General features: G+C 63.6%; 18 protein-coding genes, 1 tRNA gene and 1 riboswitch. Of the genes, 4 read left to right on the top strand and 15 right to left on the bottom strand.

What is annotated here, in order from left to right; translation table 11 throughout:
- Nucleotides 1-498: 498 nt before the first annotated feature.
- From C4B30_RS10245 to C4B30_RS10190, 11 genes are all read right to left on the bottom strand, one after another.
- Entirely contained in the window at nucleotides 499-960 is a 462-nt protein-coding gene (locus tag C4B30_RS10245; RefSeq protein WP_105132545.1) for a hypothetical protein, read from the bottom strand.
- A gap of 57 nt (nucleotides 961-1,017) precedes the next feature.
- Nucleotides 1,018-1,353 carry a hypothetical protein gene (locus C4B30_RS10240; protein WP_199779067.1) on the bottom strand — a complete coding sequence of 112 codons (336 nt, stop codon included), beginning with the start codon at nucleotides 1,351-1,353 and terminating at the stop codon, nucleotides 1,018-1,020.
- A 705-nt stretch (nucleotides 1,354-2,058) separates the two neighbouring features.
- Nucleotides 2,059-2,135: transfer RNA gene (locus C4B30_RS10230), tRNA-Lys, on the bottom strand.
- Nucleotides 2,136-2,243: 108 nt separating this feature from the next.
- Nucleotides 2,244-2,993, bottom strand: coding sequence for a tol-pal system protein YbgF (ybgF, locus tag C4B30_RS10225; RefSeq protein WP_105132543.1), 750 nt, complete (start codon nucleotides 2,991-2,993; stop codon nucleotides 2,244-2,246).
- Nucleotides 2,994-3,012: 19 nt separating this feature from the next.
- Nucleotides 3,013-3,525, bottom strand: a complete 513-nt coding sequence (gene pal / locus C4B30_RS10220; protein ID WP_006484980.1) for a peptidoglycan-associated lipoprotein Pal — start codon at nucleotides 3,523-3,525, stop codon at nucleotides 3,013-3,015.
- Nucleotides 3,526-3,542: 17 nt separating this feature from the next.
- Nucleotides 3,543-4,838, bottom strand: coding sequence for a Tol-Pal system beta propeller repeat protein TolB (gene tolB, locus C4B30_RS10215; RefSeq protein ID WP_105132542.1), 1,296 nt, complete (start codon nucleotides 4,836-4,838; stop codon nucleotides 3,543-3,545).
- Between the two features lie 109 nt (nucleotides 4,839-4,947).
- Nucleotides 4,948-6,003 carry a cell envelope integrity protein TolA gene (gene tolA, locus C4B30_RS10210; protein ID WP_105132541.1) on the bottom strand — a complete coding sequence of 352 codons (1,056 nt, stop codon included), beginning with the start codon at nucleotides 6,001-6,003 and terminating at the stop codon, nucleotides 4,948-4,950.
- Entirely contained in the window at nucleotides 6,000-6,449 is a 450-nt protein-coding gene (gene tolR, locus C4B30_RS10205) for a protein TolR (protein ID WP_059465493.1), read from the bottom strand. The genes tolA and tolR overlap by 4 nt, the downstream gene beginning before the upstream one ends.
- A 10-nt stretch (nucleotides 6,450-6,459) precedes the next feature.
- Nucleotides 6,460-7,137, bottom strand: a complete 678-nt coding sequence (gene tolQ / locus C4B30_RS10200; protein WP_027783647.1) for a protein TolQ — start codon at nucleotides 7,135-7,137, stop codon at nucleotides 6,460-6,462.
- Between the two features lie 144 nt (nucleotides 7,138-7,281).
- A complete protein-coding gene (gene ybgC, locus C4B30_RS10195) occupies nucleotides 7,282-7,767 on the bottom strand; it encodes a tol-pal system-associated acyl-CoA thioesterase (RefSeq protein ID WP_105132540.1) in 486 nt (161 codons plus the stop codon).
- Nucleotides 7,768-7,873: 106 nt separating this feature from the next.
- Entirely contained in the window at nucleotides 7,874-8,620 is a 747-nt protein-coding gene (locus C4B30_RS10190; protein ID WP_027783649.1) for an SDR family NAD(P)-dependent oxidoreductase, read from the bottom strand.
- A 180-nt stretch (nucleotides 8,621-8,800) separates the two neighbouring features.
- Nucleotides 8,801-8,901, top strand: a riboswitch (ZMP/ZTP riboswitch).
- Between the two features lie 137 nt (nucleotides 8,902-9,038).
- On the opposite strand from C4B30_RS10190, the gene glyA reads away from it, so the two are divergent.
- From glyA to C4B30_RS10170, 3 genes are all read left to right on the top strand, one after another.
- Nucleotides 9,039-10,286, top strand: coding sequence for a serine hydroxymethyltransferase (glyA, locus tag C4B30_RS10180; RefSeq protein ID WP_105132539.1), 1,248 nt, complete (start codon nucleotides 9,039-9,041; stop codon nucleotides 10,284-10,286).
- A 6-nt stretch (nucleotides 10,287-10,292) separates the two neighbouring features.
- Nucleotides 10,293-10,772: a transcriptional regulator NrdR gene (nrdR, locus tag C4B30_RS10175; RefSeq protein ID WP_105132538.1), complete on the top strand. Its 480-nt coding sequence runs from the start codon at nucleotides 10,293-10,295 to the stop codon at nucleotides 10,770-10,772.
- A gap of 153 nt (nucleotides 10,773-10,925) precedes the next feature.
- Complete coding sequence (locus C4B30_RS10170; RefSeq protein WP_230469123.1) at nucleotides 10,926-11,129, top strand: prepilin-type N-terminal cleavage/methylation domain-containing protein; 204 nt, start codon at nucleotides 10,926-10,928, stop codon at nucleotides 11,127-11,129.
- A 196-nt stretch (nucleotides 11,130-11,325) separates the two neighbouring features.
- Here the strand turns inward: C4B30_RS10170 and C4B30_RS10165 are convergent, their stop codons facing one another.
- From C4B30_RS10165 to C4B30_RS10155, 3 genes are all read right to left on the bottom strand, one after another.
- Nucleotides 11,326-11,769 carry a DUF3318 domain-containing protein gene (locus tag C4B30_RS10165; RefSeq protein WP_027783651.1) on the bottom strand — a complete coding sequence of 148 codons (444 nt, stop codon included), beginning with the start codon at nucleotides 11,767-11,769 and terminating at the stop codon, nucleotides 11,326-11,328.
- Nucleotides 11,770-11,812: 43 nt separating this feature from the next.
- Nucleotides 11,813-12,202: a phage holin family protein gene (locus C4B30_RS10160; RefSeq protein WP_089499678.1), complete on the bottom strand. Its 390-nt coding sequence runs from the start codon at nucleotides 12,200-12,202 to the stop codon at nucleotides 11,813-11,815.
- Nucleotides 12,203-12,322: 120 nt separating this feature from the next.
- The gene (locus C4B30_RS10155; RefSeq protein WP_006494044.1) at nucleotides 12,323-12,625 is read right to left on the bottom strand and encodes a DUF883 family protein; all 303 of its coding nucleotides are present in this window, start codon (nucleotides 12,623-12,625) and stop codon (nucleotides 12,323-12,325) included.
- Nucleotides 12,626-12,942: 317 nt separating this feature from the next.
- On the opposite strand from C4B30_RS10155, the gene C4B30_RS10150 reads away from it, so the two are divergent.
- Nucleotides 12,943-13,581: a peroxiredoxin gene (locus C4B30_RS10150; protein ID WP_027783653.1), complete on the top strand. Its 639-nt coding sequence runs from the start codon at nucleotides 12,943-12,945 to the stop codon at nucleotides 13,579-13,581.
- 125 nt (nucleotides 13,582-13,706) lie between these two features.
- Here C4B30_RS10150 and C4B30_RS10145 read toward each other — a convergent pair whose 3' ends face one another.
- Nucleotides 13,707-14,894, bottom strand: a complete 1,188-nt coding sequence (locus C4B30_RS10145) for an acyl-CoA dehydrogenase (protein WP_027783654.1) — start codon at nucleotides 14,892-14,894, stop codon at nucleotides 13,707-13,709.
- Nucleotides 14,895-15,038 lie beyond the last annotated feature (144 nt).

Here is a 15,038-nt window from a genome sequence, read left to right as displayed (position 1 = left end):
GGACGGGCTAGTCGCGCGATACAGTGACATTTCTCACTAGGGACAATTGCAGCGACGCGCAAGCAGCTCTGTATCGACGAGGCGTCATGATATGGATCGATGGTGCATCGACGATGTCATCCGATCCGCGCCAATGCGTTTCGCTTGGGTTATCCGCGGATAGTTCGGCCTGCACACTTCAGTGCTGGGGTGTGGCTTGGTAACGTTCCGTTGGACTGCCGCTGCACTAATGCTTCCGTAGTTGGCTCAGCGTGATCGACATCGGCTGCTTGTTCGATGAAGTCGAGCAAATCGCTTTCATGAAAGCAATTGAGTATCACGGCGGGCAGTCGTGCACATTTGGTCACCGAGGCGGGTTGGGCGACCCTTGGACTCACTCTGGTTTCAAAAGGACCGGGCGTAGCTGCTCCCGATGGAAGGGGGCGCGTGCTGAGTTTGAAGTTGTCATTCATGAGCTTATGCTGCGCGCACACATTCGACGGGTTGCCGCGGACTGAGTCAGGACTGTTGCGTGTCCGATGATTCAATTGAGACGCACATAAGCGGTTCGCCGTGTGCCGGAGAGCTTGGCGGCTCAAGACGGAGAATGAAGTCGAAGTACCGAGTCGACAGCTTTGCCAGTTGCTCTTGTACTGCTCCCAAGTGAATGAGGCATTGGGCGTCCCAGTTCATTCCCACGACGAGTTCGCTCGTAACGCCATTCCACTCACTCAGAAGAATCGCAGCGACACGGGCGTTTTCCTCGGCGAATCGCTCGATGCGCTGTTCGATATAGCGCTTATCATCACGCATGAGCGTGCCGGATATGCGCAAAGATACCGTGTTTGCGATCGGATCATGGTGGAAGTGCACGGTCGCGATGCCGCACAGATGGCGCGAAACCCGATCAAGTTGTTCGTTCTCGATGTCCTCTTGGACTGAAATCGCTCCAGACAACGTGTAGATTGCAGGCTCTTCCATGGTGGCTCCTGAGCAGATCGATTGCTTTCGCTTTTCCGCCGAAGTGGGGCAACAACATCAATTCCATACGCTGTCCGAGGTGGGACACGATGAGCCGACATGCAACGCTATGCCGATAGGGACGAATGTCGATTCACCATAGCGGGTTCGACGGAAGAAGGCTCCACCTCGCGCCCATTTCTGGGAAAATCCGATTAGCGCGGTTTCGATCGATTTCATCTCTGCATCCGTGAGTGCTCCGCTGATACGGAGCATGAGCGTATGCGTGACTGCATCCATGGCGAAGTAGACGCGTGCGGCGAATCCAATTCTGTCAACGAATTGCTGCGCATGGCTAGGGCGAAAGTGATCGAGAACGGGCAATGCACCGCAAATTTCGTAAGTCGTCGACATGGTGGTTCTCCGTGAAGGGGGGGCGCCCTTGTTGTCAGCCCGGCGTACGGGGTGACCTCGGGCGCTGCCATGATGACTCATTCGGACTTGTGTATCGCCAATTATAGGATCAATTGATCCTGTGTCAAGAAGGAAATTACCTCGAATGGACGTATTTGGGGAGAGACTGAGGCATGAGCGTTCACGATTGGGCCTCAACCAAACAGAGTTCGCAGCTCTCGGGGCCGTTAAACAACGCGCGCAATATCAGTACGAGAAGGGCTTGAGGCGTCCTAACTCGGACTATTTGATTGCGATTGCCGCAGCAGGAGTGGACATTCACTATCTGCTCACGGGGCAGGTAGGAGCGTCCCTCGAGAGTGATGAGGAGCAACGAGTAGTTGCAGGGTTTCGATCGCTTAATGTGCGCAAACGGGAGGCACTATTAGCGCTCGTTGAGGCATTTGCCGAATCCTCGCCTCAGTAGGGGCGCTGCGGTGAGTCGCTTTGTGTTTGTGTAGCGCGGCCCTTGGAGGCAAGGAAGTGACAGCCGATTGCACGCTGCGGGTGCTGCACCGGGCTGTGTCTTTCGTGGTACTCGCGACGCTTGCGGACGCGACTTCGTCGGCGTGTCGGTCGGCAGTTGAGGAGGGGCGGTTCAACAGCGACACAACAGACGCAAAAAAGCCTCCGCGAGGGAGGCTTTTTTGCACTATCGAAGATAGTTGGTAGGGTGGGAGGGACTCGAACCCTCGACTCTCTGATTAAAAGTCAGATACTCTAACCAACTGAGTTACCACCCCACGTTCTTGAAACCTGTCGGTTCGTTGCTTCAACAACTTGTGCAACGACCTGAAGAGCAAAAGATTATAGCGACGGGTTGCTAGGCTGTCAACAACCCGTCACGATAATTATTTGATCGTTTCAAGCTTGCCCTGCGCCGTCTGCGCCGCGTTCGACCCGGTGTACTGCGACACGACCTGCTCGAACGTTTTCTTCGCGGCCGCCTTCTGGCCTTGCTCGAGCTGGTTCGTGCCGATCGCCACGAGGGCATCGGCCGCGCGCGGGTGCTGCGGGAACTTGCTGACGATCCCTTGCCACGTCGCAGTCGAACCGCGGTAGTCGCGCAGCGCGTATTGCGCATTGCCGTACCAGTACTGCGCGGTCGGCTGATAGGGGCTCTGCGGATACTTCGCGATGAACGCACGGAACGAAGCCGCCGCTGCCTTGAAGTTGCCGTTGCGGAACTGCTGCTGCGCCGCGCTGAGCGCATCCGTTTCACCCGGCTGCACGGTGCCTTCGACACCATCGATCGTCGCCTGCTGCGGCTCGAACTTCTTGAGCCGCGTGTCGAGATCCTGGTAGTACTCCTTCTGCTGCCGCTCGAGCGTCGTCAGCCGGTTCGTCAGATCCTCGTTCTCGCCGCGCAGCGTCGCGACCTGCTGATTCAGCTGGTCGATACGGCCGGATTGATCGAGGATCGTACGCTGGGCGGCCGACAACTGACTCGACAGGTTGTCGCTCTTGCTGCGCAGATCGAGCACGGCACGGCGCGCTTCGTTGTCGTCGAACATGCCGGCGTGCGCCGGCGCGGCCGACCACGCCGCGCCCGCGACGCAGAATGCTGCGGCAACGCGCAGCCAGGTTAAACGATGCGTCATACGGCGATTCTTCCGTTACTTACTGTTGGTAGACGAGGTCGGCGCGACGGTTCTGCGCCCACGATGCTTCGTCGTGACCCGTGGCTTGCGGCTTTTCCTTGCCGAGGCTCACGGCTTCCATTTGCGAATCGTTCACGCCGAGCAATGCCATCGCACGGCGGACGGCTTCCGCACGCTTCTGGCCCAGCGCGAGGTTGTACTCGCTCGTGCCGCGTTCGTCGGTGTTGCCCTGGATCAGCACGTGGCGCTGCGGGTGGCTCTTCAGATACTGCGCGTGCTGCTGCATCAGCGGCTGGTACTCGTCCTTCACCGAATAGCTGTCGAAGTCGAAGTAGATGCTGCGCTTCGCGAGCGGGCTGTTCGGGTCGTTCAGCGGATCGACGTTCACTTGCGCGACGTTGTCGGCGCTCGGCTGCGTGCTGACTGCGCCCGCGTTGTTTGCCTTGTCGTCGAGCTTCACGCCCGATTTGCACGCTGCGAGCGCGCTGATCATCATCACGGCCAGGGCCAGACGAGCTTTATTCGACATCATGGTTACTCTCCTTGTGGTCATTGCATGAAGGGCCCCCACGACGGCTCGCGAACGGAGCCGCCCTGGACGGACAGGATCTGCGGCGGCGCGCTGCCGTCGGAGGGCACTGCAGCCAGAACGTTGCGACCACCCGACTGGGTAGCGTACAGAAGGTACTGGCCGTTTGCCGCGAAGCTCGGCGATTCGTCGCGATTGGTATTCGTGATGGCGTTCGCCGCGCCGGTCTGCAGATCCTGAACGTACAGCTTGAAGCCCCCACCCGTGCGGGAGATGTAAGCGAGCAGCTTGCCGTCCGGGCTCACGCGCGGGCTCGTGTTGTAGCTGCCGGTGAAGGTTACGCGCTGAGCGGCACCGGCGCTTTCACCCTGTGCGGGCATCCGGTAGATTTGCGGCGCGCCGCCGCGGTCGCTCGTGAAGTAGATCCAGCGGCCGTCCGGCGAGTAGTACGGCTCGGTGTCGATCGAGCTGCTCTGCGTGAGACGGCGCAGGCCGCCGCCGTTCGCGTTGACCGTATAGATTTGCGTGTTGCCCGTCAGCGACAGCGCGACCGCAAGCGTGTTGCTGTCCGGCGACCACGCCGGTGCGCTGTTGTTGCCCTTCTGGTCGGAGACCATGTAGCGTTTGCCGGTCGGCAGGTCGTGGATGTAGACGATCGGCTTCTTGCGCTCGAACGACACGTACGCGACCTTCGTGCCGCTCGGCGACCAGGCCGGCGAGATGATCGGTTCGGTGCTCGACAGCGCGATGCGCGCGTTCTGGCCGTCCGAATCCGAAATCTGCAGCTGGTAGCGGTTGCCTGTCTTGATCACGTACGACAGGCGCGTGGCGAACACGCCGCGCACGCCGAGCAGCTTCTGGTAGATGTAGTCGGCGATCTTGTGGCCGGCCGTGCGCAGCGTGGTGTCGGTGGCCGTCAGCGACAGGCCGCCGAGGCTTTGCTGCTTCACGGTGTCGTACAGGATGAAGTTGACCTTGTACTGGCCGTTTGCCTCGCGGTTCACGCTGCCGGCGACGAACGCATTCGCGCCCTTGGCCTTCCACGCGCCGAGATCGACCGATGCGGTCTCGGGCACGGGCGTGCTGCCGGCGTCGATGTTGGTGAATTTGCCGCTGCGGGCGAGATCGGCGCGAACGATCGACGTGACCTGCTGCGGCAGGTTCGCCTCGTTCGTGAAATTCGCGGTGGCAATGGGGAACTGGGTCGACCCGACACCGGTGATCAGCACGTTGACCTGGGCGTTAGCCGCGCTGCCGGCCGTAATCAGACACGAGGCCACGAGTGCCCTGAAACCTAGCTTTGTCATCAAACTCATGCTTCTTGCTTCCCGTATGGCTTGGATCGCTGCGCAACGGCAGAGACAGTAAAAATACCCGATTCGTTCCCATCTGACAGCGACGCCCGGAGTGTAAGCGCATTTCGTTTCACTCCGCCGCCTTGAAGGTAATCGTAATGTCAGACGGGGTACGGCCGTTAGAATCGGGCGGCAACGGGACCGATGCGTGGATCGCATTGACCACGGCTTGATCCCACCCCGAATTCCCGCTCGAGCGGGAGACCGATGCGCTCAATACGTCACCGGATGGCGTGCACCGAATCTTGACGACGGTGGTCAGGCCTGCCCGCTCGCCGCCCCAAACGATGTTCGGCTTGACGCGGCGGCGTACCTTGTCGGCATAGCCGGGCGTGGCGGCATTGCCGCCGGAGCCCGTGCCCGTGCCGCTTTTCGCGAGGCCTTCGCCGCCGCCTTCACCGGCGCCGGACAACCCCTGCATCTGCGCGAGGCGCGCATTGCGCTCGCGGTCGAGCTTTGCATTCGCCGCCGCGTTGGCCTTCGCGCGCGCCGCGGCTTCGGCCTTCGCCTTGGCCTGCGCTTCCGCCTTTGCCTTCGCGGCTGCGTCGGCTTTCGCCTTCGCCGCCTGCTGCGCTTCGAGCTGAGCCTGCTTTTGCTGCTGGAGTTTCTGCTGTTCGAGCTTCTGCTGTTCGGCGAGCTGCTGTTGCCTGAGCTTGTCGGCCTGCTTCTGTTTGTCGCGTTCCGCGGCCTTCTGGGCGGCGAGCGCGGCGGCCTGTTGCGCGGCGAGCTGCGCGCGGCGGGCTTCCTCTTCCTGCTGGGCCTTCAGTTGCTGCACGCGGCGCTGCTGTTCGAGCTGCGCTTCGCGCGCGGCCGCTTCCTGCTGCCGCTTCTTCTGCTGCAGCGCGATGTCGGCCTGTTCGTCGCGCACCGGGGGCGGGGGCGGCGCGACCTTCGCGGGCGGCGTGGGCGTGACGACGGGCCGCGGCGTGGGGACGTCGGGCACTTCGGTCCACAGCTCGGCTTCGGCGCCGGCCGGCGTGCTGTTCTGCCACTGCACGCCGTGATAGAGGAACAGCGCGAGCAGCACGTGCATCAGCGCGGCGAGCGCGAACGCGCGCCACGTCCCGCGCTCGCGGGGCGGCTGGAGCGGGTACGCGGATCCGCGCGTGGATTGCTGCCGGTTCATTGCGATTTGACGAGGAGGCCGACGCGCTTGACGCCGCGCGCCTTCAGATCGGACATCACGGTCATGACAGCATCGTACTGCACGGTCTTGTCGGCTGCGATCACGACCGGCTGGTCAGGGTGATCGGCCTGCCGGGCCGAGATGAAGCTGTCGAGCTCGGTCTTCGTCATCGTGTCTTCCTGGGTCGCGCCCGAGTCGCCCTTGTACTTGACGCTCATCGTGCGGTCGGCCTTGATGTTGACGACGACGGGCGGCGTCTGCTCCTGCGGCGCGGCGTTGCCGACGGTCGGCAGGTTGATGATCGACGGGGCGACGAGCGGTGCGGTGACCATGAAGATCACGAGCAGCACCAGCATCACGTCGATGTACGGCACGACGTTGATGTCGGCCATTGCGCGGCGCGAGCGGCCGCCGCGCATGCTGGATCGGATGGGGCTTCCTGCCATGGCGCGCTCCTTACTGGGCCTGACGCTGCAGGATGTTCGAGAACTCTTCGATGAAGGTCTCGAAGCGGATCGCGAGGCGGTCGATGTCGTGCGCGTAGCGGTTGTACGCGACCACCGCCGGAATCGCGGCGAACAGGCCGATCGCGGTGGCGACGAGCGCTTCGGCGATGCCCGGCGCGACGTTCGCGAGCGTCGCCTGCTGGACGTTCGCGAGGCCGCGGAACGAGTTCATGATCCCCCAGACCGTGCCGAACAGACCGATGTACGGGCTGACCGAACCGACCGAAGCAAGGAACGCGAGGTTGGCTTCGAGCACGTCCATTTCACGCTGGAACGACGCACGCATCGCGCGGCGGGCACCGTCGAGCACGAGGCCCGGATCGCTGAGACGTTTTTCCTTCGCCTTGAGGAATTCGCGCATCCCCGATTCGAAGATCCGCTCGAGTGCGCCGATCGTATGGCGGTTGTTGGCTGCGCTCTGGTACAGCGCCTGCAGGTCGCCGCCCGACCAGAAATCCTTCTCGAAGCGTTCGGTCTGCGCGCGCGCGCGGCGGATCGCGAACCACTTGCGGAAAATGAAGGTCCACGACATCAGCGACAGCAGCAGCAGCAGCCCCATCACGGCCTGGGCCAGCACGCTCGCGTTGAGAACGAGGGAAATGATCGACAGGTCTTGAGCAGTATTCATAGAGGTTTGAGTAGCGTCCCTTCGGGAGTGCCCGGCAAGGGCGTCCGGTGTGCGTGCGGCGCGGCGCGCCGGCCATGCCTGACGCCGAACCTTGCTTAGTATCTAATCAGAACGGCAAGTTCATAGGCTGTGTCTAAACGGGGCTCATGCGAGCTTCGTTGACAAATCAGACTGCCCCGCGTCGATGACGGGCCCGCGTTGCAGCGCATCGAGCACGGCCGGCGGGATGGCCGCGGGCCGGATGCCGTGACGGTCGACGCAGCCGAGGCGGATGTGCCCAACCACAAGCAGCGTGCCGCCACACCAGGCTTCCTGCGTGAATTCCACCGACGCGCGGCCGATGCGTCCGGGCCGGCTCGTGATCGTCAGCGTGTCGTCGAGTCGCGCGGGCGCGCGGTAGTCGAGCGACGTGCTGCGCACGATGAAGATCGCACCGGTATCGTCGGCGAGCCGACGCTGGTCGACGCCGCATGCGCGAAGCCACTCGGTGCGGGCGCGCTCGAAGAACTTCAGGTAGTTGGCATAGAAGACGATGCCGCCTGCGTCGGTATCCTCGTAGTACACGCGCACCGGCCAGGTAAAGCCGGACGGCGCTTCCGGGGAACGGGTAGGCTGAGTCATGGCGCGCATTCTACCGGAACGCAGGAACCGGATTCGTAACGGTTTCGTAACGGAATGTAGTGCGACACGGCACACCGCGGGCCCGCCGGAGGCGGCCGCGGCTGTGCGCGATGCGTCAGCCGCGATGGATCGTGAGGCCGGCCGGTGCCTGTGCGACCGGCATCATCTCGATCGTGTTGATGTTCACGTGTGCCGGGCGCGTCGCGATCCAGTAGATCGTGTCGGCGATGTCCTCGGACGTGAGCGGCTCAACGTTCTGGTACACGTTCGCCGCCTTCGCATCGTCGCCTCGGAAGCGGACGTTCGAGAATTCCGTGCCGCCGCACAGGCCCGGCTCGATGTCGGTCACGCGCAATGGCGTGCCGATCAGATCGGCGCGCAGGTTCAGGCTGAATTGTCGGACAAAAGCCTTGGTTGCGCCGTATACGTTCCCGCCCGGATACGGATAGGTGCCGGCAACCGAACCGAGATTGAAGATATGGCCGCGGCCGCGCTCGATCATGCCGGGCAGCAGCGCGTGCGTGACGGTCACGAGGCCCGAGCAGTTCGTGTCGATCATGGTCTGCCATTCGTCGAGGCTGGCCTTGTGGGCCGGCTCGACGCCGAGCGCGAGGCCGGCGTTGTTGACGAGCACGTCGAGCGCCGCGAATTCGACGGGAAGGGCGGCTGGCACGGCCTCGACGGCCGCGCGGTCGCGCACGTCGAGTTCGAGCGGCAGCAGCGCGTCGCCGAGTTCGGCGGCGAGCGCATCGAGACGATCCTTGCGGCGCGCGGTCGCGACGACGCGATGGCCTCCCTTGACGAAGGCACGGGAAATGGCGGCGCCGAAGCCGGCGGACGCGCCTGTGACGAACACGATCATTGCTGCTCCTGGTCGGTAACAAAGTAGCGGGTGATATCCCGCAAGCCTACTGAGATTGCCGCACCGCGGCAAGGCGGCAAAGCGTTTCGGCACGGGCGCGTAAAACCTGGCCCCAATTGATTCGAGCGTCCTGCCGTGCGGTTGCCTATTCATGACGCATCCAATACACTAATGCGCTCATCACCCCTGCGTGACTGGCGATAGAACCCTTCGGGTTCAAGGTGGAGCATCCCACCGTGAAGCGCGGGGCGCCGTTTTTGCCGTTCGCCTGGGCAGCCGTTGTGCGCCGTCGCGTGCATCGCCGGTGGCTGTCCTGCCTCGCGTCATACGGATTCTTCCGCCACGTCGAGCTGGTCTCGCCAGCAACGCACCGTACTTGGCCGCTCCGGTCAACCTGTACACACTTAACGGAAACCGTATGTTTGACAGAGCCCAAAGCACCATCGCGAACGTCGATCCCGAAATCTTTGCAGCGATCGAGCAGGAAAACCGCCGTCAGGAAGATCACATCGAGCTGATCGCGTCAGAAAACTACACGAGCCCGGCCGTGATGGCCGCGCAGGGCTCGCAGCTCACGAACAAGTACGCGGAAGGGTATCCGGGCAAGCGCTACTACGGCGGCTGCGAGTACGTCGACGTGGTCGAGCAGTTGGCGATCGATCGTGTGAAGCAGCTGTTCGGCGCGGAAGCAGCGAACGTGCAGCCGAATTCGGGTTCGCAGGCGAACCAGGGCGTGTTCTTCGCGATGCTCAAGCCGGGCGACACGATCATGGGCATGAGCCTCGCGCATGGCGGCCACCTGACGCACGGCTCGCCGGTGAACATGTCGGGCAAGTGGTTCAACGTGGTGAGCTACGGCCTGAACGAAAACGAAGACATCGACTACGACGCGGCCGAGCAGCTTGCACAGGAACACAAGCCGAAGCTGATCGTCGCGGGCGCGTCGGCGTTTGCGCTGAAGATCGATTTCGAGCGTCTGGCGAAGATCGCGAAGTCGGTGGGCGCGTACCTGATGGTCGACATGGCGCACTACGCGGGCCTGATCGCGGCGGGCGTGTACCCGAACCCGGTGCCGCACGCGGATTTCGTGACGACGACGACGCACAAGAGCCTGCGCGGCCCGCGCGGCGGCGTGATCCTGATGAAGGCCGAGTACGAGAAGCCGATCAATTCGGCGATCTTCCCGGGGATCCAGGGCGGCCCGCTGATGCACGTGATCGCGGCGAAGGCGGTGGCGTTCAAGGAAGCGCTGTCGCCGGAGTTCAAGGAATATCAGCAGAAGGTCGTCGAGAACGCACGCGTGCTGGCCGAAACGCTGGTGAAGCGCGGGCTGCGGATCGTGTCGGGCCGCACGGAAAGCCACGTGATGCTGGTCGACCTGCGCGCGAAGAACATCACGGGCAAGGCAGCGGAAGCGGCGCTCGGCGCGGCGCACATCACGGTGAACAAGAACGCGATCCCGAACGACCCGGAAAAGCCGTTCGTGACGAGCGGCGTGCGCCTCGGTTCGCCGGCGATGACGACGCGCGGTTTCGGGCCGGCGGAAGCCGAGCAGGTGGGCAACCTGATTGCCGACGTGCTGGATAACCCGGAAGACGCAGCGACGATCGAGCGCGTGCGCGCGCAGGTCGCCGAGCTGACCAAGCGTTTCCCGGTTTACCGCTGATCGCCGATGCGCTGCCCGTTCTGCCGGCATGACGACACGCAGGTCGTTGACTCGCGCGTGTCCGAAGATGGCGCCGCGATTCGGCGGCGCCGTCGCTGTTCGGCTTGCGACAAGCGTTTCACGACGTACGAGCGGGTCGAGTTGTCCCTGCCGTTCGTCGTGAAGAAGGACGGCAGCCGCACGGAATTCGACCGTCGCAAGATCGTCGCCAGCATGCAACTCGCGCTGCGCAAGCGGCCGGTTGCCGCCGACGCGATCGACGCGGCGGTCGCCCGCATCGAATATCAACTGCTCGCGACCGGCGAGCGTGAGGTGCGTAGCGAGAAGCTGGGCGAACTCGTGATGAACGAGTTGCGCGGCCTCGATACGATCGCCTATGTGCGCTTCGCGTCGGTGTATCGCCGGTTCGAGGACGTTTCCGAATTTACCGACGTGATCGAAGAGTTCCGTCGCGCCTCTCCCGCCAAGACCCCACGTAAGCGCTGACGCGCTGCGTTCGTTCATCGTCTGCTCCGTTGGTTCGATTCGCGCCGATTGTGTCGGGTGCGATCGCATGTCGCCAGTCGGCCGTTCGGCTAATGGCGCGCGTCCGCACGCGCCGCTACAGTCGTCGCATCACCGTTGCGGAGGACGATTGCGATGGAGCTGGGCGCTCAATCCCTGAAGAATGTGGTGCAACGACCGGGCGGATTCACGCTCGTCGAGCTGATGGTCGCTATGTCGCTCGCCATAGTCGATGGTGCGCATCCGCGGCATGCTGGCGCAGGTGCCGCCGCACGGGCATGCCGAGAATCGAATAGCGCTCGGGCGGCCGGACGGCGACGATTCGCCTGTGAGCTATGAACTGGCAGCGGCGCCGCTCGACACTGGTCCGATGCACGACGATGCATGCGGTACATTCACGCTGCGCTCGGACGGGACGAAAGGCAATGCAGGTAACGATGGCGCCGGCGAACCGGGCGCTGTCTGCTGGGGCGAGCGCTGGGTTCGCAAGGAAGGCGCGCAGCGGCCCATGGCCGTGCGCGCGGGATGCCGACGGTCAATCGTCGTGTGCGTCGAGTCCGCGCTCGTCGCGGGACTGCGCCCAGATCCTGTAGATTTCCCATGCGGCGAAGCCGAGCGTACCCCACTTCAACGCGGGGCCCGCACTCGCGCGCAGCAGCGAGCGAATGGGTTTCGCCAGCACGAGCGACGCGAGCGAGCTCAGCATCGGATACTGGTTGACGAGCTGGCCGAGGCTTGCGTTCAGGTTCTTGGCCGACTGGCCGAACTTGTGGGAGGACAGGCCGGGGATGAATACCTTGAGCCAGCTGAAGCGCGTGACGGCCTGGCGCATTTCGGCTGCGGCTTCCGCGAGTTCGAGCCGCTCGACTTCGGATCGCAGGATCAGCAATTCCTTGCGGAGCGCGCGGTGCTGCGACGCGCTCCAGTGCGATCGCGACGAATGGGAGCGGGATGAATTGCCCGTGATGTTCTGGCTCATGGCGCGTCGGCGAAGTAGGTGGAAGGGATGAGCGCGAGGGCGTTCACGGCTTGCCGCGGAACAGGTCGCGGTCTTTATCGAGTTCGGCGAGCGTCGCCTCGAACACGGTCGGCGCGTCGCGCAGGCCCGAGCGCGCCTTCAGCGCGCATACGATGGCGCTAACGGCATACAGCGCGGTGATCGCGGCGAGCGCCTGCCAGCGGTAGGTATCCCAGAACGCGATCGCGATCAGCACGGTCAGGCTGATGAGCGCCATGGTCGCGAGCATCATCGCGGCGAGTCCGAGGAACAGCACGCCCATCAGGCGCTCCTTCTCCTCGGCAAGCTCGATGCCCACCAGTTCGAGGCGCGTCTGCAGAAGGCCGATGGCGGAGCCGACGAGGCGGCGCAGCGGTCCTTGACCGGACGGCTGCGAGGGGGTGTCTGTCGTCATGGATGAAATGCTTGCGCGTGCAGTGAGCAGCTAGGACAAAGCCGGCCGGCGCAGGCCGGCTGGCTTCGACGCCCGCAGGCCGCGCGACGCGGCCTGCGGGGCGAAACGGCGCCGAGCGCGTTACTTGCGGTTGATCAGCAGCCCGATCAGCACGCCGACGCCGGCGGCCACGCCGATCGACGTCCACGGATGCTCGTGCACGTAGTCGTCGGTCGCGCGCGCGGCCTTCTTGCCCTTCTCGACCACCACGACCTGGACGTCGGCTGCCTTTTCCTTGGCCTGCTTCAGGCGAGACATGGCCTTCTCGCGCAGCTCGGCCGCACGGTCGCCCGTGCTGCTCGCTGCTTGCTTGAGCAGGTCTTCGGCGTCCGAGAGAACGGTTTTGATATCCGACATCAGTTTCTCCTTGTTGATTTCCGACATTGCAACTCCCTTCGTGCTGTCATGCTGCAGGTTCACATCGTAGCGAAACCCCTGCCTGCTGGCGAGCCGGCAAGACAAACGGCGGCAGCGCAAGACTGCATGGTAAACGACTTGTAATCATGAACAGAGCGGCAAAGGATTGAAAAGTTTCCCTCGCAGCCCTCCGCCCTGCCGCGACCCCGGGTAAAAATGACAAAAAAGAATGAATATCAAACGGAATAATCGTTCGCACGGCCCATTGCTTCCCGTAAGCTGATGGACTGCCCCGCGCTGTCCGGCGCGCGGTTTCAACCAGCATCGTTCGAGGAGGGAACATCATGAGTCTGCGTCTTGGTGACATCGCACCGGATTTCGAGCAGGAATCGAGCCTGGGCACCATCAAGTTTCACGAGTGGCTCGGCAACAGCTGGGGTGTCCTGTTTTCGCATCCGGCCGACTACACGCCGGTGTGCACGACCGAACTCGGGCTGACCTCGAAGCTGAAGGGCGAATTCGAGAAACGCAACGTGAAGGTGATCGCGCTGTCGGTCGACGGCGTCGAATCGCACAAGGGCTGGATCAACGACATCAACGAAACGCAGTCGACGGTCGTGGGCTTCCCGATCATCGCCGACGCGGACCGCAAGGTGTCGCAGCTGTACGACATGATTCACCCGAACGCGAACGAAACGCTGACGGTGCGTTCGCTGTTCGTAATCGACCCGAACAAGAAGGTGCGGCTCACGATCACCTATCCGGCCAGCACGGGGCGCAACTTCGACGAAGTGCTGCGCGTGATCGATTCGCTGCAATTGACCGACAATTACAAGGTCGCGACGCCCGGCAACTGGAAGGACGGCGACGACGTCGTGATCGTGCCGTCGCTGCAGGATCCGGAAGAGCTGAAGAAGCGCTTTCCGAAGGGCTTCAAGGCGGTGCGTCCGTATCTGCGCCTGACGCCGCAGCCGAACAAGTAAGCATCGGCGGCCCGCAGCCGCGGCTTCCATGACGAAGGCCCGTCCGGCAGCGATGCCGGGCGGGTCTTTTACGTGGCGGCGGGCGCGTGCGCGGCATCGCTGCCGCGTGTGTCATGGCCGGATCGTCAGAAGAATGCCTGGATGCCCGTCTGCGCGCGGCCGAGAATCAGCGCGTGGATGTCGTGCGTGCCTTCGTACGTGTTGACCACCTCGAGGTTCACGAGGTGGCGCGCGACGCCGAATTCGTCGGAGATGCCGTTGCCGCCGAGCATGTCGCGCGCGAGGCGGGCGATGTCGAGCGCCTTGCCGCACGAATTGCGCTTCATGATCGACGTGATCTCGACGGCGGCCGTGCCTTCGTCCTTCATCCGGCCGAGGCGCAGCACGCCTTGCAGGCCGAGCGTGATTTCGGTCTGCATGTCGGCGAGCTTCTTCTGGATCAACTGGTTCGCGGCGAGCGGCCGGCCGAACTGCTGGCGGTCGAGCACGTACTGGCGCGCGGTGTGCCAGCACGACTCGGCGGCGCCGAGCGCGCCCCACGCGATCCCGTAGCGCGCCGAGTTCAGGCAGGTGAACGGGCCGCGCAGGCCGCTCACGTTCGGCATCAGGTTCTCTTCGGGTACGAACACCTCGTCGAGGACGATCTCGCCGGTGATCGATGCCCGCAGCCCGACCTTGCCGTGGATCGCCGGCGCCGACAGGCCCTTCCAGCCCTTCTCGAGGATGAAGCCGCGGATCGCGTCCTTGCCGTTTTCTTCCAGCTTCGCCCACACGACGAACACGTCGGCGATCGGGGAGTTGGTGATCCACATCTTCGCGCCGGACAGCGAGTAGCCGCCCGGCACCTTCTTCGCGCGGGTGACCATGCTGCCCGGATCGGAGCCGTGGTTCGGCTCGGTCAGGCCGAAGCAGCCGATCCATTCGCCGGTCGCGAGCTTCGGCAGGTATTTCTGCTTCTGCGCGTCGGAGCCGAATTCGTGGATCGGCACCATCACGAGCGACGACTGCACGGACATCATCGACCGGTAGCCCGAATCGACGCGCTCGACTTCGCGCGCGATCAGCCCGTAGCTCACGTAGTTGAGGCCGGGGCCGCCGTATTCCTCGGGAATCGTCGGGCCGAGCAGGCCGACCTCGCCCATCTCGCGAAAGAGGGCCGCGTCGGTGCGTTCGTGGCGGAACGCTTCGGTGACGCGCGGCGCGAGCTTGTCCTGTGCGTACGCCTGCGCGGCATCGCGGACCATTCGCTCTTCTTCGGTCAGTTGCTGGTCGAGCAGCAGCGGATCGTCCCAATGAAAAGTTGCAGCACTCATCGTCTCATCTCCTGTCGGCCCGAGTTAGCGCTTCAGCGCTTACTCGGGCCCCATGCTTCGCGGTCGGCCCGAGTTGGCGCTTCAGTACTTACTCGGCCCCTTGCTTTGCGGTCGGTCGAAGTGGGCGCCTCGGCGCTGACTCCA

The sequence above is a fragment of the Burkholderia sp. BE12 genome (assembly GCF_002959955.1).
Lineage (GTDB): Bacteria > Pseudomonadota > Gammaproteobacteria > Burkholderiales > Burkholderiaceae > Burkholderia.
Note: the sequence above shows the minus strand (reverse complement) of the source record. Positions and strands in the feature narration are given on the sequence as shown.

What these genes read in the sequence shown, in the direction of transcription:
- C4B30_RS10245 (WP_105132545.1), bottom strand. Translation starts at nt 960, where the DNA reads ATGGAAGAGCCTGCAATCTACACGTTGTCTGGAGCGATTTCAGTCCAA.
- C4B30_RS10240 (WP_199779067.1), bottom strand. Translation starts at nt 1,353, where the DNA reads ATGTCGACGACTTACGAAATTTGCGGTGCATTGCCCGTTCTCGATCAC.
- ybgF (WP_105132543.1), bottom strand. Translation starts at nt 2,993, where the DNA reads ATGACGCATCGTTTAACCTGGCTGCGCGTTGCCGCAGCATTCTGCGTC.
- pal (WP_006484980.1), bottom strand. Translation starts at nt 3,525, where the DNA reads ATGATGTCGAATAAAGCTCGTCTGGCCCTGGCCGTGATGATGATCAGC.
- tolB (WP_105132542.1), bottom strand. Translation starts at nt 4,838, where the DNA reads ATGAGTTTGATGACAAAGCTAGGTTTCAGGGCACTCGTGGCCTCGTGT.
- tolA (WP_105132541.1), bottom strand. Translation starts at nt 6,003, where the DNA reads ATGAACCGGCAGCAATCCACGCGCGGATCCGCGTACCCGCTCCAGCCG.
- tolR (WP_059465493.1), bottom strand. Translation starts at nt 6,449, where the DNA reads ATGGCAGGAAGCCCCATCCGATCCAGCATGCGCGGCGGCCGCTCGCGC.
- tolQ (WP_027783647.1), bottom strand. Translation starts at nt 7,137, where the DNA reads ATGAATACTGCTCAAGACCTGTCGATCATTTCCCTCGTTCTCAACGCG.
- ybgC (WP_105132540.1), bottom strand. Translation starts at nt 7,767, where the DNA reads ATGCGCGCCATGACTCAGCCTACCCGTTCCCCGGAAGCGCCGTCCGGC.
- C4B30_RS10190 (WP_027783649.1), bottom strand. Translation starts at nt 8,620, where the DNA reads ATGATCGTGTTCGTCACAGGCGCGTCCGCCGGCTTCGGCGCCGCCATT.
- glyA (WP_105132539.1), top strand. Translation starts at nt 9,039, where the DNA reads ATGTTTGACAGAGCCCAAAGCACCATCGCGAACGTCGATCCCGAAATC.
- nrdR (WP_105132538.1), top strand. Translation starts at nt 10,293, where the DNA reads ATGCGCTGCCCGTTCTGCCGGCATGACGACACGCAGGTCGTTGACTCG.
- C4B30_RS10170 (WP_230469123.1), top strand. Translation starts at nt 10,926, where the DNA reads ATGGAGCTGGGCGCTCAATCCCTGAAGAATGTGGTGCAACGACCGGGC.
- C4B30_RS10165 (WP_027783651.1), bottom strand. Translation starts at nt 11,769, where the DNA reads ATGAGCCAGAACATCACGGGCAATTCATCCCGCTCCCATTCGTCGCGA.
- C4B30_RS10160 (WP_089499678.1), bottom strand. Translation starts at nt 12,202, where the DNA reads ATGACGACAGACACCCCCTCGCAGCCGTCCGGTCAAGGACCGCTGCGC.
- C4B30_RS10155 (WP_006494044.1), bottom strand. Translation starts at nt 12,625, where the DNA reads ATGTCGGAAATCAACAAGGAGAAACTGATGTCGGATATCAAAACCGTT.
- C4B30_RS10150 (WP_027783653.1), top strand. Translation starts at nt 12,943, where the DNA reads ATGAGTCTGCGTCTTGGTGACATCGCACCGGATTTCGAGCAGGAATCG.
- C4B30_RS10145 (WP_027783654.1), bottom strand. Translation starts at nt 14,894, where the DNA reads ATGAGTGCTGCAACTTTTCATTGGGACGATCCGCTGCTGCTCGACCAG.